Source organism: Streptomyces sp. NPDC005202, from assembly GCF_040608235.1.
Lineage (GTDB): Bacteria > Actinomycetota > Actinomycetes > Streptomycetales > Streptomycetaceae > Streptomyces.
Map to the genome: position 1 here is coordinate 51,911 of NZ_JBEXHW010000033.1, position 16,573 is coordinate 68,483.

The window sequence follows — 16,573 nt, forward strand, 5'->3', positions numbered from 1 at the left end:
GCGCCCCCGTACCCTCGTACGCATGACCAGCGACGACACCGCACCGATCGCCCGCTCCATCGAGACCTGCTCCGCACTCTCCCCGGACCAGGCCGAAGCCGTGCTCGACCTCCTGGCGGAAGCCGCCCGCAACGACGGCCAGCAGGCGGTGTCCGAGCAGGGCCGGTTGCAACTGCGCGGCGGCGAGCGCGAGGGCGTGTCCCATCTGCTGCTGACCATGGGCGGCGAACTCGTCGGCTACGCGCAGCTGGAGGACACCGACCCGGTGGAGGCGCCCGCCGCCGAGCTGGTCGTCCACCCGGCGCACCGCGGGCGCGGGCACGGGCGGGCGCTCGGTTCGGCGCTGCTCGCCGCCTCCGGCAGGCGGCTGCGGGTGTGGGCGCACGGCGGGCACTCCGCCGCCCGGCACCTCGCGCAGGTCCTCGGGCTCACCCTCTTCCGTGAACTCCGCCAGATGCGGCGGCCGCTCACCGACTTCGACCTGCCCGAGCCGACGCTGCCCGAGGGGGTGACGGTACGGACCTTCGTCCCCGGCGAGGACGACGCCGCGTGGCTCGCCGTGAACGCGGAGGCGTTCGCGCACCATCCCGAGCAGGGCGCGCTCACCCAGCCGGACCTCGAGGACCGGAAGGCGGAGCCCTGGTTCGACCCGCGGGGCTTCTTCCTGGCCGAGCGCGAGGGCCGGCTGATCGGCTTCCACTGGACCAAGGTCCACGCGGAGGAGCGGCTCGGCGAGGTGTACGTCCTCGGCGTCCGCCCCGGCGCCCAGGGCGGCGGCCTCGGCAAGGCCCTGACGCTGATCGGCCTGCGGCATCTGGCGGCGCAGGGCCTGCCGACGGCGATGCTGTACGTCGACGCCGACAACAAGGCGGCGGTCTCCGTGTACGAGCGGCTGGGGTTCACCACGTACGAGACGGACCTGATGTACCGGACGGAGACGTGAGCGTCGCGCCGGCCTGAACGGCCTCGTCCTCGACTCCCCCGAAACTCCCCGAGCGCTACGAGCAGGGGGTGCCCCCGGACAGGCTGATCGATGCCGCCCGGAGCCGCAGGGGTTCCGGGGTGCACCTCGCCCACACGATCGCGACCAGGACCAGAATCGCCCTCCAACACCCTTGGGCCGCGGCCCAGTTCGGGTCGTCCGGCGTCGCAAGCAGGCTCCACCGGCTGCGGGCAGCAGCATCGCGGCAAGGGCCAGGGCGAGCAGCGTGACCGCCATGCCGGTGCCCGGACGGGGCTCGTCCCGGAAGCGCATCGCGGCCGCCGCAAGGGCCGGCGCGCCCCGGCGATCGCGGCCGCCTCCAGGGTGACCGCGCCGGCCGGGGGCCGTGCTCCCGCCGGTACGAGGAGCAGCACGGCCGTCCACCACGGCACCGCGACCCGGCGCGACGAGCGCCACCCGCAGCCCCGCCCGCACCGGCCGCCGCACCGGTACGGCGGCGGTGGTGTGCCGGGCGGGGTCGTCGAGCAGGAACGCCTGTGCGAGCCCGCCCACGAGCGCGGCCGGCCTCAGCAGCGTCGGGCCCTCGGCCGTGCTCGGGCGGGGCCCGGCAGCCGCGTCCTCCCGGCGATCAGCCCCAGCGCACCTGCTGCCCCGAGCACCCGCCACGGCAGGGAGCACCACACCGGCCGCAGCAGAGCGCCGACCACAGCCCGCGCGCCGCGCTCCGGCGCCGTACGCGGTGCCGGCTCCTTGCTCCGTGTACGCGCTGCCGGCTCCGTACGCGATGCCGACCCCCTACGCGGTGTACGCGCTGCCGGCTCCGTACGCGATGCCGACCCCCTACGCGATGCCGACCCCCTACGCGGTGTACGCGCTGCCGGCTCCGTAGTCCGTGTGCGATTCCGGCTCCTTGCGCCGTGCGCGCTGCCGGCTCCGTAGTCCGTGTACGCGATTCCGGCTCCTTGCGCCGTGCGCGCTGCCGGCTCCGTACGCCGTACCCTCACCCGCCTCACGATTCTCCACCGTCTCCTGCAGGACGGCCCGCAGCTCGGGGAGAGCCGGGTCAGGGCGCCCGCGAGGTCCCCGTGCTCCACCCCCGCGAGCACGCGCTCCTCCGCGGACGCACGGTGCTTCGACCAGGTCAGGCCCACTATCGCTGCCCGTCCCGGCCCTCGGCGTTCCCCGTCCCCGTCCGCGGCGCCGCCCCCGTCCCCGCACTCGGCGCCGCCCCCGTGAGCGCCCGCGGGCCGCCCCCCGCTATCCCGCACGTCATGTCTCCGTAACCATTGATTCAGACGGACTTGCGACGCTCGGCCAATGAAGCCCGCTGTGCCAGAGCCTTCGCCGCCCCCCGAGGGGGCCGCCGCCGTGCTCCCGCCCGCGCTTTCCGATGCACCCATTCGGCTCCATGCGCGGAAGAATGGGTTTATGAGCCAGCCAGAGACCCAGGCCCAGGTCCAGCACGCGCAGCCCTCCGTGGGCTCCATAGCCGCCCACCGGCCGCGCACCGTGGCGGCGGCGGGCTCCGATCTGGCACCCGACATCGATGCCGACCTCGACGCGTACGAGGAGTCGCAGGTTGACGGGGTACAGCTGCCGCAGGGTCGGTTCCTCGACCGGGAGCGCAGCTGGCTCGCGTTCAACGAGCGTGTCCTCGAACTCGCCGAGGACCCGAACACGCCCCTGCTCGAGCGGGCGAACTTCCTCGCGATCTTCGCCAGCAACCTGGACGAGTACTTCATGGTCCGGGTGGCCGGTCTGAAACGCCGTATCGCCACCGGGGTCGCCACCCGGTCCGCCTCAGGGCTGCAGCCGACCCAGGTACTGGAGATGATCTGGGCCCGCTCCCGCGAGCTGATGGCCCGGCACGCCGCCTGCTTCCACGAGGACGTCGCCCCCGCCCTCGCGAAGGAGGGCATCCACCTGGTCCGCTGGAGCGAGCTCACGGAGAAGGAGCAGGCCCGCCTGTTCACGCTCTTCCGGCAGCAGATCTTCCCGGTGCTGACCCCGCTGGCGGTCGACCCGGCGCACCCCTTCCCGTACATCTCCGGCCTGTCCCTGAACCTGGCCGTGGTCGTACGGAACCCGGTCACCGGCCACAGCCACTTCGCGCGCGTCAAGGTGCCGCCGCTGCTGTCCCGCTTCCTGGAGAGCTCCCCGGGGCGGTACGTCCCCCTCGAGGACGTCATCGCCGCGCACCTGGAGGAGCTGTTCCCGGGCATGGAGGTCCTGGAGCACCACACCTTCCGGGTCACCCGCAACGAGGACCTGGAGGTCGAGGAGGACGACGCCGAGAACCTGCTCCAGGCCCTGGAGAAGGAGCTCATGCGGCGCCGCTTCGGGCCGCCGGTGCGCCTGGAGGTCGAGGAGTCCATCGACCGCGAGGTCCTGGATCTGCTCATACGGGAGCTGAAGATCAGCGAGGCCGAGGTGTACCCGCTGCCGGGTCCCCTGGACCTCACCGGCCTCTTCCGCATCCACAGCCTCGACCGGCCGGAGCTGAAGTACCCGAAGTTCGTCGCCGGCACCCACCGCGACCTCGCCGAGGTCGAGTCGGCGTCCCCGCCGGACGTCTTCGCCGTGCTGCGCCGACGGGACGTGCTGCTGCACCACCCGTACGACTCGTTCTCGACCTCCGTCCAGGCCTTCCTGGAGCAGGCGGCCGCCGACCCGGACGTGCTCGCCATCAAGCAGACCCTGTACCGGACCTCCGGCGACTCTCCCATAGTCGACGCGCTCATCGACGCGGCCGAGTCCGGCAAGCAGGTCCTCGTCCTGGTCGAGATCAAGGCCCGCTTCGACGAGCACGCCAACATCAAGTGGGCGCGCAAGCTGGAGGAGGCCGGCTGCCACGTCGTGTACGGCCTCGTCGGCCTGAAGACCCATTGCAAGCTGTCGCTGGTGGTGCGCCAGGAGGGCGACACCCTGCGGCGCTACAGCCACGTCGGCACCGGCAACTACCACCCGAAGACGGCCCGCCTGTACGAGGACCTCGGCCTGCTGACCGCCGACCCGCAGGTCGGCGCGGACCTGTCCGACCTGTTCAACCGGCTCTCGGGCTATTCGCGCCGCGAGACCTACCGCCGGCTGCTGGTCGCCCCCAAGTCCCTGCGGGACGGCCTCATCTCGCGGATCAACAAAGAGGTCCAGAACCACCGTGCCGGGCGTCCCGCCATCATCCGCATCAAGGTCAACTCGATGGTCGACGAGGCGATCATCGACGCGCTCTACCGCGCGTCCCAGGCAGGAGTACCGGTTGACGTCTGGGTGCGCGGCATCTGCGCACTGCGGCCCGGCGTCACCGGGCTGTCCGAGAACATTCGCGTACGGTCCATCCTCGGCCGCTTCCTCGAACACTCCCGGGTCTTCGTCTTCGGCAACGGCGGCGAGCCCGAGGTGTGGATCGGCAGCGCCGACATGATGCACCGCAACCTCGACCGCCGTATCGAGACCCTGGTCCGGGTGGTCGACCCGACCCACCGGGCCTACCTCAACCGACTCCTCGAAACCGGCATGTCCGACAGCACCGCTTCCTGGCACCTCGGGCCGGACGGCGAGTGGACCCGGCACGCGACCGACGCGGACGGCCAACCCCTGCGCAACATCCAGGAGATGCTCATAGACGCCCGGAGGCGCCGGCGTGGCACAGCAACACCTTGACCCGACGGACGAGCCCACGGCCGGGCCCTCCTCCAAGCTCTCGGCTGCTCCCCCACTCTCGGCTTCGCTCGAGCGGGGGGACCCCCATGAGCAGGGAGGTGTCCCCACCGCCGACGCCCTCGCGGTCTATCTGCGGGCCCAGGCCACGGAGTTCCTCCGGGCGCTGCGCCTGCACCGGGAGACCGGCGGCACGGCGAGCGGCTCGGCGGAGTCCGTCGACGCGGCGCGCGCCCTGCGCCGCTCGGCCCGCCGCATCAGCGGCAGCCTGCACACCTTCCGCCCCCTGCTGGAGGAGACCTGGTCGGAGGAGATGCGGCCGGAACTGGCCTGGCTGTCGGGGACGTTGGCGCGTGAGCACGCCTACCAGGCCCGCCTGGACCGCCTGCTGCTGGCGCTGCACAGGCTGTCGGGCTCGTCAGCGCTGCCCGCCCAACCGGCGGGCGCGGCGAGCGCAGCCGGCGTAGCCGTGGCAGGCGGTGCCGACGCGGGATCGGGCAGTCGTGCCGCCGGGGCGGCACGGGTGGCCGCCGGGGGAACCCCCTTCTCGAAGAGCTCGGGGGAGGCACCCGGCAATGCCGGTCCCCCGACCCGCCCGGCCACACCGGACCGCGGCAACCTGACAGTGGGCGCGGCTAAAGCAGGCGCTCTGCTCGAACGCCAGCTGACGCTGGCCCGGACCCGAGCCCACTCCGCCGCCCTCCAGGCCCTCGGATCCAGCCGCTTCCACGCGGTCGCCGACAAGGTCGCCGTCCTGGCCAGCGAGGTCCCCCTGGCCCCCACCGCGGCCACCGCCGACCTCCGCCCGCTCGCCGCGGCAGCGGAGGAGCGACTGATGGACGCGGTCGCCGCGCTGCCCCTGGTCACCGCGGGCAGCCCGTACAACGCGGAGGCGCTGATCCACGGCCTGTCCCCGGACCCGTCCCCGCACCCGCAGGACGCGCCCTGGCACCAGGTCCGCCTGCTGCTGCGCCTGCACCGGTACGCCCGCGAGGTCCTTTACGGCGGCAACGCGCCCGTCGACGTAAGGCTGCTGGCAGCCGGCCAGGCCCTCAACCGGCACCGCGACGCCTCCGAGGCGGCGGCGGCCGCGGCCGCGGCGGCCCGTACGCCGCGCATCGCCCCGGCGACGGCGTACGCGCTCGGCGTGCTCCACGCCGACCAGCGGCACGAGGTGGAGGCGGCCAGGTTCGCCTTCCAGCAGTCGTGGCAGAAGCAGACGGTCAGGGCTCCCTGAGGAGGCGGTGAGCACCCGGTGACTGAGACGAAGGACACCACGGTCCAGGCGGCCGGCTGCCTCCTGTGGCGCCGCTCGCCCGTGGACGGCGCACTCGAACTCTGCCTCGTTCACAGGCCGAAATATGACGACTGGTCATGGCCCAAGGGCAAGCTCAAGCGCGGCGAGGACCCGCTCGCGGGCGCCCTGCGCGAGGTCGAGGAGGAGACGGGGTACACCGCCGTGCCCGGCGCCGAGCTGCGCACCCTCCACTACATGGCGAACGGCCGCCCCAAACAGGTCCGGTACTGGGCGGCCGAGGCCACCGGGGGCCACTTCACGCCGGGCGACGAGGTGGACCGCATCCTGTGGCTGTCGCCCGCGGCCGCCCGCAACCGCCTGACCCAGCCCCGCGACCGGGAGCTGGTCGACGACCTGCTGACGGCCCTGCGGCACGCCTGACGCCTGACCGGGCGGATCCCCGTCAGGCGTGTGGCGCGTGCCCCTGCGCGTCCGCGCGCGCCAGGCTGCGCGCCCGGCGGGCGGGGCCGCGCCAGCCGCAGGTGCAGCGGGCCGCGCAGAAGCGGCCCTGTTCGACCGTCGTCGTGCGGTGTTCCTGCTCTTCCCCGGCAGGGCCGAGCCCCTCGTGCTGCGCCACGCCGACAACGTTACCCACGCCGGGTGAATGGCTCGTGCCCGCACCCTGTGGCCCCGCACCGGCGCGTGACGGGGTCACCTACTCGTCGTTAACCGGAACGACAGGGGGCCCGTGACGGACGTAGCGGCTGGGGGTAGGCAGGCGATGGCGGAGCGGCAGCAGATGGGGGTCCCCCCTGCTCGAGCGAAGTCGAGGGCTCGGCGGAGGGCGGGCGGGACGGTCCTCGCGGCGGGGCTCATGGTCTGTGCGTGCGCCACGGGGTGCTCCGGCAGCGGCGCCGCCGCAGAGGACGCGCGCGCCGCTGCCGATCCGGTGCGGACCCTGCGCAACGCCGCCGACACGCTGCTGGACGCGGGCAGTTCCGAGGCCCGGACGTCGATGGAGATGGCCACCGGCGGCACGCGCGTGACGATCCGCGGCGAAGGCGTCTACGACTTCCGCAGACAACTCGGGCGGCTGACGGTGATCCTGCCGCAGGACCCGGCGGGGGCCGCCGAGCACCGGCCGATCACCGAACTCCTCACGCCGGGCGCCCTGTTCATGAAGAACCGGGGCGCGGGTGTGCCGGCCGACAAGTGGGTTCGGGTCGACACCGCCACACTCTCCGACGGCAACCTCGTCACCGGCGGCGCCACCGACCCGTTCGCCGCCGCGGAGGTGCTGCGCGGGACGCGCACGGCGACGTACGTGGGGAAGACCGAGGTGGCGGGGGTCGCGGTGCGGCACTACCGTGGCACCGCCGATCTCGACCTGGCGGCCAAGAGCGCCTCCGCGGCCGACGAGGCGGCACTGAAGGCGGCGGCGAAAGGGTTCGCCACGGCCGAGGTTCCGTTCGACGCCTACCTCGACGACCAGGGGCGCATCCGCAAGATCCGGCACCGGTTCAGCTTCGTCAACGGGCAGCACAGGGGCACCGTGGCGGTCTTCTCGACGACGCTGCTGTACGGCTTCGGGACCCCCGTGACCGTAGGGCTGCCGCGGTCACAGGACATCTACGCCGGGAAGATCGCCGAGAAATGAGCCGAGAAATGAGGCGCGAACTAGCCCGTCCGTGCCATGCGCGGCGTGTCGGCCGCTCCCTACCCTAGGGAGTCGGTAACGGCAGAGACGAGGTGATGCGCGTGGCTCCGGTCGGCGGTACGGCAGTTCAGGACCACGTGGCCCTCGCCGAGATCGAGCTGTGCGGAGAGCTGATCATCGCGGCCTCGGCGGCCGAGGAGCGGCTCAGTATGGAAAGCATCGACGAGGTGCTGAAGGTGGCCGAAGAGCGCGGGGACGCCTCCCGCGACTGAACCGGGCGCTCGACGGGCGGGCGGGCCGCCCTGCCGTCAGGTGCGCAGCAGCCGCCCGATCGCTTTTGTGGCCTCCTCCACCTTCGCGTCGATCTCGGAGCCGCCCTTGAGGGCCGCGTCGGCGACGCAGTGGCGCAGGTGTTCCTCCAGCAGCTGCAGGGCGAAGGACTGCAGGGCCTTGGTGGAGGCGGACACCTGGGTGAGTATGTCGATGCAGTAGACGTCCTCGTCGACCATCCGCTGCAGCCCCCGGATCTGCCCCTCGATCCGGCGCAGCCGCTTGAGATGCTCGTTCTTCTGCTTGTGGTATCCGTGGATGCCGCGGTCGTGGTCCGTCACCACGGCCCCAGTGCCCTCGGAGGGCGCCGCCGCGCCGGCCTCGGTGGTCGTCATCGCGGCCTCCATCTCAGGACGAGCTCATACCCCTAGAGGGTATATCGTAGCGAACTTTGCTGGGTATAGGGCCTGTGGCCAACGCCGAGCACGGAGGCCGGACCGGCCCCCGGTACATCCCCCGTGCGGAGCACTCTGCCCGATGGGCGACACTGGGGGACGGCCCCTTAGCCGTGGCCGGATGATGCGCTTAGCATCAGCCTGACCGAAACCGAAGCACCCCGAGGACCCCACGTGCGCTTTCGTCTGACCCCCAGGGAGACGAGCTTCTACGACATGTTCGCCGCATCCGCGGACAACATCGTCACCGGCTCGAAACTCCTGATGGAACTGCTCGGGGCGGACGCTTCCGCCCGGGCCGAGATCGCAGAGCGTATGCGGGCAGCGGAACACGCAGGTGACGACGCCACGCACGCGATCTTCCACCAGCTGAACTCCTCGTTCATCACGCCCTTCGACCGCGAGGACATCTACTCCCTCGCGTCGTCCCTCGATGACATCATGGACTTCATGGAGGAGGCCGTCGACCTGGTCGTCCTCTACAACGTCGAGGAACTGCCCAAGGGCGTCGAGCAGCAGATCGAGGTCCTGGCACGGGCGGCCGAGCTGACGGCCGAGGCGATGCCGCACCTGCGCACCATGGACAACCTCACCGAGTACTGGATCGAGGTGAACCGCCTGGAGAACCAGGCGGACCAGATCCACCGCAAGCTGCTGGCGCACCTGTTCAACGGCAAGTACGACGCGATCGAGGTCCTGAAGCTCAAGCAGATCGTGGACGTGCTGGAGGAGGCGGCGGACGCCTTCGAGCACGTGGCGAACACCGTGGAGACCATCGCGGTCAAGGAGTCCTGAGCCGTCCATGGACACCTTCGCTCTGATCGTGACCATCCTGGTCGCGCTCTTCTTCGCGTACACGAACGGCTTCCACGACTCCGCGAACGCGATCGCGACGTCGGTGTCGACGCGCGCGCTGACACCGCGGGCGGCGCTGGCGATGGCGGCGGTGATGAACCTCGCCGGTGCGTTCCTGGGCAGCGGGGTGGCGAAGACGGTCAGTGAGGGCCTGATTCAGACACCCCAGGGCGGCAAGGGGATGGGCATCCTCTTCGCCGCGCTGGCCGGTGCCATCTGCTGGAACCTGGTCACCTGGTACTTCGGCCTGCCGTCGTCCTCGTCGCACGCGCTGTTCGGCGGCCTGGTCGGCGCGGCACTGGCGGGCGGTACGGCGGTGTACTGGTCCGGGGTGCTGGACAAGATCGTCACTCCGATGTTCCTGTCGCCGGTGGTGGGCCTCATCGTCGGCTATCTGGTGATGACGGCGATCATGTGGATCTTCCGCCGGGCCAATCCGCACAAGGCGAAGCGGGGCTTCCGTATAGCGCAGACGGTGTCCGCGGCGGCCATGGCGCTCGGGCACGGCCTCCAGGACGCGCAGAAGACGATGGGCGTCGTGGTGATGGCCCTGGTCATCGGGGACGTCCAGAAGTACGGGGATCCGATCCCGGTGTGGGTGAAGATCATCTCCGCGTTGATGCTGTCGCTCGGGACGTACGCCGGCGGTTGGCGCATCATGCGCACGCTGGGCCGCAAGATCATCGAGCTCGATCCGCCGCAGGGGTTCGCCGCGGAGACGACCGGTGCGTCGATCATGTTCGTCACGGCGTTCCTGTTCAAGGCGCCGATCTCGACCACCCACGTGATCACCTCGGCGATCATGGGCGTCGGCGCGACGAAGCGCGTGAACGCCGTCCGCTGGGGCGTCGCCAAGAACATCGTCCTCGGCTGGTTCATCACGATGCCGGCGGCGGCGATCGTGGCGGCCTTCGCCTTCTGGCTGATCCACCTGGCCTTCCTGTAACTAACCCCCAGCCTTCCCGTGGCCCCCACCACACCTCCGGGGGCGCGTCGCCCGGGCGCCGTTCGAGATGCGGTCGTCGGAGGCGTGACAAGACTGGAGCTATGACTGCCAAAGCACTCCTCGAAGGCGGGCCGGAGGATCTCGCGGGCACCTTTGTGCCGATCGTTCCTCCGGGGCAAGAGCTCAAGATTCCGCACCGCGGGGGATACGAGCACTACAAGGTCACCTCGCGTCACGAGGACAGCAAGGAGGGACGGGCCACCGTCTACCGATGGTGGGAGCGGACCGAAGTCGCCGAGTGAGCAGAGCAGCGGGCCCGCCCCCGGGAGCAGGGGCGGGCCCTTTTTGCGTCCTCGCGGTGGCACCGCCATGCAGCACCGCGAGGGGTTCTCGGTGGGGGCGTCGGATCAGCCGAAGCGGCCCGAGATGTAGTCCTCCGTCGCCTGGACGGACGGGTTGGAGAAGATCCGCTCGGTGTCGTCGATCTCGACCAGACGCCCCGGCTGACCCACCGCCGCGAGATTGAAGAACGCCGTACGGTCGGAGACGCGCGCCGCCTGCTGCATGTTGTGCGTCACGATGACGATCGTGAAGCGTTCCTTCAGCTCACCGATCAGGTCCTCGATCGCGAGGGTGGAGATCGGGTCCAGGGCCGAGCACGGCTCGTCCATCAGCAGCACCTTCGGCTCCACCGCGATCGCACGGGCGATGCACAGGCGCTGCTGCTGACCGCCGGACAGGCCGGAGCCCGGTTTGTTCAGGCGGTCCTTCACCTCGTTCCAGAGGTTCGCGCCCCTGAGCGACTTCTCGACGACGTCGTTCAGCTCGCTCTTCTTGTAGTTGCCGTTCAGCCGCAGCCCCGCCGCCACGTTGTCGAAGATCGACATCGTGGGGAAGGGGTTGGGCCGCTGGAAGACCATGCCCACCTCACGCCGGACGGACACCGGGTCGACCCCGGTGCCGTAGAGGTCCTCGTCGTCCAGGAGCACCTTGCCCTCGACCCGGCCGCCCGGGGTGACCTCGTGCATGCGGTTGAGCGTGCGCAGGAACGTCGACTTGCCGCAGCCGGACGGGCCGATGAACGCCGTCACCGAGCGCGGCTCGATCGTCATCGAGATGTCCTCGATCGCCTTGTGGGTGCCGTAGTAGGCGGTGAGCCCGCTTACGTCGATTCGCTTGGCCATGACTACTTCTTCACTTCCAGTCTCAGTCGCTGATGGCCGCCTCAGCGACCGGTCTTCGGGGCCTTCCAGCGGGCGATGCCGCGAGCCACCAGGTTGAGGATCATCACGAAGGCGATGAGGGTGAGGGCCGCCGCCCAGGCACGGTCGTAGGCCGCGCCGGAGCCCGCGCTGTTCGCGTACTGCTGGTAGATGAACAGCGGCAGCGAGGCCTGCGGGTCCTTGAAGGGGTTGGTGTTGATGAAGTTGGTACCCCAGACCAGCAGCAGGACGGGAGCGGTCTCACCGGTGATGCGTGCGATGGCGAGCATCACGCCCGTGGCGATGCCGCCGATGGAGGTCGGCAGGACCACCTTGAGGATGGTGCGCCACTTCGGGACGCCCAGCGCGAGGGAGGCCTCGCGCAGCTCGTTCGGGACGAGCTTGAGCATCTCCTCGGTGGAGCGGACCACCACGGGCATCATCAGGATCGACAGGGCGAGCGAACCGGCGAAGCCGGAGTAGCCCATCTTGAGGATCAGGATCCAGAAGCTGAGGACGAAGAGGCCGGCGACGATCGACGGGATGCCCGTCATGACGTCGACGAAGAAGGTGACGGCCTTGGCGAGCCTGCCGCGCCCGTACTCGACCAGGTAGATCGCGGTGAGCACACCGATCGGCACGGCGATCAGGGTCGCAAGGCCGACCTGCTCCAGCGTGCCCAGGAGGGCGTGGTAGATGCCGCCGCCCGGTTCAGTGTCCGCGACGCCGGCCATGGAGTGGGTCAGGAAGTAGCCGTTGAAAACCTTCACACCGCGCTTGACGGTGGCCCAGATCAGGGAGGTCAGCGGGACGACGGCGATGAGGAAGCAGACCCAGACGAGGCTGGTCGCGATGCGGTCCTTGGCCTGCCTGCGGCCCTCGACGCGGGCCGCGATGACGTAGGTGCCGAGGACGGCGAGGATCGCGGCGATCAGGCCCCACTGCACCTTGCTGTGCAGGCCCGCGCCCAGGCCGATGCCCGCGGCGACGGCGACGGAGCCCGCGACGACCGCCAACGGGAACCACTTCGGGAGTCTGGCGCCGCGCAGCGAGCTGGGGCGCTTGTCGGTGACGGCTGGCGTGGTCATGCGTTGGCCCCCGAGTACTCCTTGCGGCGGTTGATGATCATGCGGGCCGCGCCGTTGACGAGCAGGGTGATCACGAACAGGACGAGACCGGAGGCGATCAGCGCGTCCTGTCCGAACTCGGTGGCCTCGTTGAACTTGCTCGCGATGTTCTGGGCGAAGGTGCCGCCGCCCGGATCGAGCAGGCTGGCCTGGATGTCGAAGGTCGGGGAGAGGACCGTGGCGACGGCCATCGTCTCCCCGAGGGCGCGGCCGAGACCGAGCATCGAGGCGGAGATCACGCCGGAGCGGCCGAAGGGCAGCACCGACATGCGGATGACCTCCCAGCGCGTGGCGCCGAGGGCCAGGGCCGCCTCCTCGTGCATCCGCGGGACCTGGCGGAAGACCTCGCGGCTCACGTTCGTGATGATCGGCAGGATCATGATCGCGAGCAGGATGCCGACGGTGAGCAGCGAGCGCGCGGCACCGCCCTGCCAGGAGAAGATGCCGGTCCAGCCGAGGTAGCCGTCCAGCCAGCCGTACAGGCCGTTCAGGTGCGGCACCAGGACGAGGGCGCCCCACAGGCCGTAGACGATGGACGGCACGGCGGCCAGCAGGTCGATCACGTACGCGATGAGGCCGCTGAGCCTGCGCGGGGCGTAGTGCGTGAGGAACAGCGCGATGCCGACCGCGATCGGAACGGCGATGGCCATGGCGACGATCGAGGAGACGATCGTGCCGAAGGCCAGCACGGCGATGCCGAAGACGGGCGGGAGGGTGCCGGTGTTCCACTCGAAGGTGGTGAGGAAGTTGCCGTGGTCCTTGCTGATGGCGAGGGAAGCACGGTAGGTGAGGAAGACCGCGATCGCGGCCATGATCACCAACAGCACGATGCCCGACCCACGGGAGAGACCGAGGAAGATCCGGTCTCCGGGCCGGGTGGCGCCACGGGCCGCGCGCTGCTGCTCGGCCGTGGGCTGGGGAGTGGGGGGAGGTGCGTCGGTATTCTGCGTCGATATGTCCATCGGGTTCTCCGGTCTGCGGGGCCGTACTGCGCGTACGGCTCCTGGCGGCGGTGCACCGGACGGTGCGGCCCGGCCCCGATCAGGAGGGGACCGGGCCGCACACTCAGGTCAGCTCAGGCCCGCGATGGTGGTGCGGACCTTGGAGATGATCTCGGCGGGGATCGGGGCGTAGGAGGCGCTGGCCAGCAGCTTCTGACCGTCCTCGGACGCCGTGTAGGTCAGGAAGGACTTGACGGCCGGCAGGGTGGCGGCCTTGTTGCCCTTGTCACAGACGATCTCGTAGGTGACCAGGGTGAGCGGGTAGGCGCCCTCCTCGGTCGGCTGGTAGTTCAGCTTCAGCGCCAGGTCCTTGCCGGTGCCGACGACCTTGGCGGTCGAGATGGCCTTGGTGGCGTTCTCGACGGTGGCCTTGGCCGGGGTGGAGGCGCCGGTCTTCAGGTCGACGGTCTTGATACCGTCGGAGGCGTAGGAGAGCTCGAAGTAGGAGATCGCACCCGAGGTCTGCTTCACCTGCTGGGCCAGGCCCGAGGAGCCCTGCGCGGACTGGCCGCCCTTGGCCTGCCAGGCCTTGCCGCCCGAGTACGGCCAGTCGCTCTTGGCCGTGGCGATCAGGTACTTGGTGAAGTTGTCCGTGGTGCCGGACTCGTCGGAGCGGTGGAACGCCTGGATCTTGAGGTCGGGCAGCTTGGCCTTCGGGTTCAGCTTCGCGATCGCCGGGTCGTTCCACTTGTTGATCTTGCCGTTGAAGATCTTGGCAAGGGTGGCGGGGTCGAGGGTCAGGCTGTCCACGCCCGGCACGTTGAAGCCGATCGCGATCGGGCCGCCGACCATGGGCAGGTCGATGGCCTTGCCGCCGCCGGTGCAGACCTTGCTGGACTGGGAGATCTCCTCCGGCTTCAGCGCGGAGTCCGAACCGGCGAACGCGGTCTGGCCCTGCAGGAACGCGGTGACGCCCGCACCCGAGCCGGTCGGGTTGTAGTTGATCTGTACGCCCTTGCAGGACTGCGTGTACTGCTTGACCCAGGCGTCGACGGCGTTCTTCTGTGCCGACGAACCGGACGCCTGGAGCTGACCCTTGGCGTTGTCACACTTGACGGAGCCCGGGGCGGCAGCGGCGGACGAGCTGCCTGCGTTGCTGCCGCCGTTGTTGTTGTCCGAGCCGCACGCCGTGAGGGCCAGGGCGCCGGAGACGGCGAGAGCGCCGAGAGCGAGAGCCCGCCGGTTCTTGCGCTGAAGCTTCACTTGAGGGTTTTCCTTCCAGGAGCCGCCGTCCTGATCGGCGGCGTGCGAAGTGTGGGCGATGCGGAGGCGCCGACATGCAAATCCGCACCGGGTACGGCCGAAATTAGGCAGAACAGGTGAAGCCGCCGATGGCCGGAAGTGAACGGAGGGTGAACCCCTGCCGTCGGTGCGGTGAGGTCACGGAATGCTTACGGGGAGAGCACGTGGAGGTTCCGACGTTTGGGTTATGGTGCCCGGAATCACAGTCTCCGCCGTACGGTCTTTCGAATCCATGGAACCCCACCCAGCCCGGACGCCGTACAGACTTTCGACCCCCTGGCAACGCTCGGCCCCTGGCGGACTTTCGGCCTCCTGGAACCCCCGGGGCCGGGCGAACGTCTCGATCCACGGGAGCCGACAGGAGGCGCAGACATGGAACGGCGTGCGTTCATCGGGGGCGGCGCGGCCGCGATCGCGGCGGTCACCACGACCGCGTGCAGCGGCGGCAAGGACGGGTCGTCGGCCGGGGCGGCCCGTGGCGCTGCCACGGCCACGTCGTCCGGTACGGCGCTGAAGACCACCGGCGCCGCGGCCGCCGCGAACTGGGCCGCGCTCGCCCGCGACCTGGACGGCGCCCTGGCCCGTCCCGGCGACGCCTCCTGGGCGACGGCCCGGCAGTTGTACAACACTCGCTTCGACACACTCAAGCCTGCGGCCGTCGCGTACGTTGCGCACGCGGACGACATCCGTACGGCCTTGGCGTACGCCCGTGCCCACAACATCCGCGTGGCCATCCGCAACGGCGGCCACTCGTACGCGGGTTGGTCGTCGGGGGACGGCCGGCTGATCGTCGACGTGTCCAAGCTGAACCGCATCCGGGCGAGCGGCGGCTCGGCGGTGGTCGGTGCCGGGGCCAAGCTGATCGACGTCTACCGCGCGCTCGCCGCGAAGGGCGTGACGATACCGGCGGGTTCGTGCCCGACTGTGGGCGTCTCCGGCCTGGTGCTGGGCGGCGGCCACGGCGTGGTGTCCCGGGCGTACGGCCTGACCTGCGACAGCCTGACCCAGGCGACGCTGATCACGGCGGACGGCAAGCAGCTGACCGCCAACGCGAGGGAGAACAAGGACCTCTTCTGGGCGCTGCGCGGCGCGGGCAACGGCAACTTCGGCGTCGTGACCGAGCTGCAGTTCAGGACCCACCCGGCGCCCCAGGCCGTGTCGGCGTACCTGACCTGGCCTTGGGCGAAGGCGGCCGCGGTGGTGAAGGCGTGGCAGGAGTGGGGTCCCGGCCAGCCGGACGAGATCTGGTCGTCCCTGCACCTGGCGAGCGCTGCGGGCGGCACGCCGACGGTGTCCGTGGCCGCGTTCTCGCTGAGCACCTACGGCGAACTCCAGAACGCGGTGGACCGCCTGGCCGCCAAGGTCGGCGCCCCCGCGAGCAGCGTCTCGCTCAGACGCCACTCGTACGAACAGGCCATGGAATCCTACGCGGGCTGCTCGTCCTTCCCCGCGGACGCGCAGTGCCACCTGCCGGGCTCGACTCCCGGCCGCTCCCCGCAGGGCGCGCTCGGCCGTGAGACGTACGCGGCACGGTCGGACTTCTTCGACCGCTCGATATCCGTGGCCGGCATCCAGACGCTGCTGGCGCAGACGCGGTCGGTGCGGGGCGGCTCGGGCAGCATCGCGCTCACCGCGCTCGGCGGAGCGGTCAACCGCGTCTCCCCGACGGCGACGGCCTTCGTCCACCGCCGCTCCCGCATGCTGGCCCAGTACATCGTCTCCTGGCGCCCCGGCACGAGCGGCTCGACGGCCCAGTCCTGGCTGACGTCGGCCCACCAGGCCATGAAGCCGTACGCCTCCGGCGCGGCCTACCAGAACTACACCGACCCGACGCTCACCGACTGGCGCAGGGCGTACTACGGGGATGCGGCCCCACGCCTGGCCAAGCTGAAGCAGCAGTACGACCCGGAGCGGTTCTTCTCGTTCCCGCAGGGGTTGTAGGGGGCCTGGGTCCTGGTGGAGTCACGCAGGGCTGCGTGAC

General features: G+C 70.6%; 17 protein-coding genes and 1 pseudogene. 11 read left to right on the top strand and 7 right to left on the bottom strand.

Translation table 11 applies throughout. From position 1 onward, the window contains the following. Positions 1 to 22 precede the first annotated feature (22 nt). Together mshD and ABZV31_RS31600 are read left to right on the top strand one after the other, a co-directional pair. Complete coding sequence (mshD, locus tag ABZV31_RS31595; RefSeq protein ID WP_355900312.1) at positions 23 to 943, top strand: mycothiol synthase; 921 nt, start codon at positions 23 to 25, stop codon at positions 941 to 943. Between the two features lie 757 nt (positions 944 to 1,700). Continuing rightward, positions 1,701 to 1,832, top strand: a complete 132-nt coding sequence (locus tag ABZV31_RS31600) for a hypothetical protein (RefSeq protein WP_355900313.1) — start codon at positions 1,701 to 1,703, stop codon at positions 1,830 to 1,832. A gap of 131 nt (positions 1,833 to 1,963) precedes the next feature. Here the strand turns inward: ABZV31_RS31600 and ABZV31_RS31605 are convergent. Beyond that, positions 1,964 to 2,076 (bottom strand): annotated as a pseudogene (locus tag ABZV31_RS31605) (RNA polymerase subunit sigma-24); the annotation flags it as partial. A 184-nt stretch (positions 2,077 to 2,260) separates the two neighbouring features. On the opposite strand from ABZV31_RS31605, the gene ABZV31_RS31610 reads away from it, so the two are divergent. The 3 genes from ABZV31_RS31610 to ABZV31_RS31620 are packed head-to-tail and all read left to right on the top strand — an operon-like array spanning position 2,261 to position 6,278. Beyond that, positions 2,261 to 4,603 carry an RNA degradosome polyphosphate kinase gene (locus tag ABZV31_RS31610; protein WP_355900314.1) on the top strand — a complete coding sequence of 781 codons (2,343 nt, stop codon included), beginning with the start codon at positions 2,261 to 2,263 and terminating at the stop codon, positions 4,601 to 4,603. Further along, the gene (locus tag ABZV31_RS31615; RefSeq protein ID WP_355900315.1) at positions 4,584 to 5,837 is read left to right on the top strand and encodes a CHAD domain-containing protein; all 1,254 of its coding nucleotides are present in this window, start codon (positions 4,584 to 4,586) and stop codon (positions 5,835 to 5,837) included. The genes ABZV31_RS31610 and ABZV31_RS31615 overlap by 20 nt, the downstream gene beginning before the upstream one ends. An 18-nt stretch (positions 5,838 to 5,855) precedes the next feature. Continuing rightward, a complete protein-coding gene (locus ABZV31_RS31620) occupies positions 5,856 to 6,278 on the top strand; it encodes an NUDIX hydrolase (RefSeq protein WP_355900316.1) in 423 nt (140 codons plus the stop codon). A 22-nt stretch (positions 6,279 to 6,300) separates the two neighbouring features. Here the strand turns inward: ABZV31_RS31620 and ABZV31_RS31625 are convergent, their stop codons facing one another. Next, positions 6,301 to 6,474 (bottom strand): hypothetical protein, encoded by a 174-nt coding sequence (locus ABZV31_RS31625; protein WP_355900317.1) that lies wholly within the window; start codon positions 6,472 to 6,474, stop codon positions 6,301 to 6,303. Positions 6,475 to 6,711: 237 nt separating this feature from the next. Here ABZV31_RS31625 and ABZV31_RS31630 point away from each other — a divergent pair, with 237 nt between their 5' ends. After that, positions 6,712 to 7,494, top strand: coding sequence for a hypothetical protein (locus ABZV31_RS31630; RefSeq protein WP_355900318.1), 783 nt, complete (start codon positions 6,712 to 6,714; stop codon positions 7,492 to 7,494). A gap of 101 nt (positions 7,495 to 7,595) precedes the next feature. Next, complete coding sequence (locus tag ABZV31_RS31635) at positions 7,596 to 7,766, top strand: hypothetical protein (RefSeq protein ID WP_355900341.1); 171 nt, start codon at positions 7,596 to 7,598, stop codon at positions 7,764 to 7,766. 36 nt (positions 7,767 to 7,802) lie between these two features. On the opposite strand, the gene ABZV31_RS31640 is transcribed toward ABZV31_RS31635, so the two are convergent. Further along, positions 7,803 to 8,159 (bottom strand): metal-sensitive transcriptional regulator, encoded by a 357-nt coding sequence (locus ABZV31_RS31640; protein ID WP_355900319.1) that lies wholly within the window; start codon positions 8,157 to 8,159, stop codon positions 7,803 to 7,805. Between the two features lie 234 nt (positions 8,160 to 8,393). On the opposite strand from ABZV31_RS31640, the gene ABZV31_RS31645 reads away from it, so the two are divergent. The 3 genes from ABZV31_RS31645 (at position 8,394) to ABZV31_RS31655 (ending at position 10,322) form a co-directional block, all read left to right on the top strand. After that, positions 8,394 to 9,014 (top strand): DUF47 family protein, encoded by a 621-nt coding sequence (locus ABZV31_RS31645; protein ID WP_026252685.1) that lies wholly within the window; start codon positions 8,394 to 8,396, stop codon positions 9,012 to 9,014. Positions 9,015 to 9,021: 7 nt separating this feature from the next. After that, positions 9,022 to 10,020, top strand: coding sequence for an inorganic phosphate transporter (locus tag ABZV31_RS31650; protein ID WP_355900320.1), 999 nt, complete (start codon positions 9,022 to 9,024; stop codon positions 10,018 to 10,020). Positions 10,021 to 10,121: 101 nt separating this feature from the next. Next, complete coding sequence (locus ABZV31_RS31655; RefSeq protein ID WP_355900321.1) at positions 10,122 to 10,322, top strand: DUF5988 family protein; 201 nt, start codon at positions 10,122 to 10,124, stop codon at positions 10,320 to 10,322. A 105-nt stretch (positions 10,323 to 10,427) separates the two neighbouring features. Here ABZV31_RS31655 and pstB read toward each other — a convergent pair whose 3' ends face one another. From pstB to pstS, 4 genes are all read right to left on the bottom strand, one after another. After that, positions 10,428 to 11,204 carry a phosphate ABC transporter ATP-binding protein PstB gene (gene pstB, locus ABZV31_RS31660; protein ID WP_355900322.1) on the bottom strand — a complete coding sequence of 259 codons (777 nt, stop codon included), beginning with the start codon at positions 11,202 to 11,204 and terminating at the stop codon, positions 10,428 to 10,430. 41 nt (positions 11,205 to 11,245) lie between these two features. Then, complete coding sequence (gene pstA / locus ABZV31_RS31665; protein ID WP_355900323.1) at positions 11,246 to 12,310, bottom strand: phosphate ABC transporter permease PstA; 1,065 nt, start codon at positions 12,308 to 12,310, stop codon at positions 11,246 to 11,248. Further along, a complete protein-coding gene (pstC, locus tag ABZV31_RS31670; protein ID WP_355900324.1) occupies positions 12,307 to 13,311 on the bottom strand; it encodes a phosphate ABC transporter permease subunit PstC in 1,005 nt (334 codons plus the stop codon). Before pstC ends, pstA begins: the two co-directional genes overlap by 4 nt. Positions 13,312 to 13,419: 108 nt before the next feature. Continuing rightward, positions 13,420 to 14,553: a phosphate ABC transporter substrate-binding protein PstS gene (pstS, locus tag ABZV31_RS31675; protein ID WP_355900325.1), complete on the bottom strand. Its 1,134-nt coding sequence runs from the start codon at positions 14,551 to 14,553 to the stop codon at positions 13,420 to 13,422. 411 nt (positions 14,554 to 14,964) lie between these two features. Between pstS and ABZV31_RS31680 the strand changes: the two genes are divergently transcribed. Then, the gene (locus ABZV31_RS31680) at positions 14,965 to 16,533 is read left to right on the top strand and encodes an FAD-binding oxidoreductase (RefSeq protein WP_355900326.1); all 1,569 of its coding nucleotides are present in this window, start codon (positions 14,965 to 14,967) and stop codon (positions 16,531 to 16,533) included. Positions 16,534 to 16,573 lie beyond the last annotated feature (40 nt).

What these genes read in the sequence shown, in the direction of transcription:
- ABZV31_RS31630 (WP_355900318.1), top strand. Translation starts at nt 6,712, where the DNA reads ATGGTCTGTGCGTGCGCCACGGGGTGCTCCGGCAGCGGCGCCGCCGCA.
- ABZV31_RS31610 (WP_355900314.1), top strand. Translation starts at nt 2,261, where the DNA reads ATGAAGCCCGCTGTGCCAGAGCCTTCGCCGCCCCCCGAGGGGGCCGCC.
- ABZV31_RS31655 (WP_355900321.1), top strand. Translation starts at nt 10,122, where the DNA reads ATGACTGCCAAAGCACTCCTCGAAGGCGGGCCGGAGGATCTCGCGGGC.
- mshD (WP_355900312.1), top strand. Translation starts at nt 23, where the DNA reads ATGACCAGCGACGACACCGCACCGATCGCCCGCTCCATCGAGACCTGC.
- pstA (WP_355900323.1), bottom strand. Translation starts at nt 12,310, where the DNA reads ATGACCACGCCAGCCGTCACCGACAAGCGCCCCAGCTCGCTGCGCGGC.
- pstB (WP_355900322.1), bottom strand. Translation starts at nt 11,204, where the DNA reads ATGGCCAAGCGAATCGACGTAAGCGGGCTCACCGCCTACTACGGCACC.
- ABZV31_RS31650 (WP_355900320.1), top strand. Translation starts at nt 9,022, where the DNA reads ATGGACACCTTCGCTCTGATCGTGACCATCCTGGTCGCGCTCTTCTTC.
- pstC (WP_355900324.1), bottom strand. Translation starts at nt 13,311, where the DNA reads ATGGACATATCGACGCAGAATACCGACGCACCTCCCCCCACTCCCCAG.
- ABZV31_RS31680 (WP_355900326.1), top strand. Translation starts at nt 14,965, where the DNA reads ATGGAACGGCGTGCGTTCATCGGGGGCGGCGCGGCCGCGATCGCGGCG.
- ABZV31_RS31640 (WP_355900319.1), bottom strand. Translation starts at nt 8,159, where the DNA reads ATGACGACCACCGAGGCCGGCGCGGCGGCGCCCTCCGAGGGCACTGGG.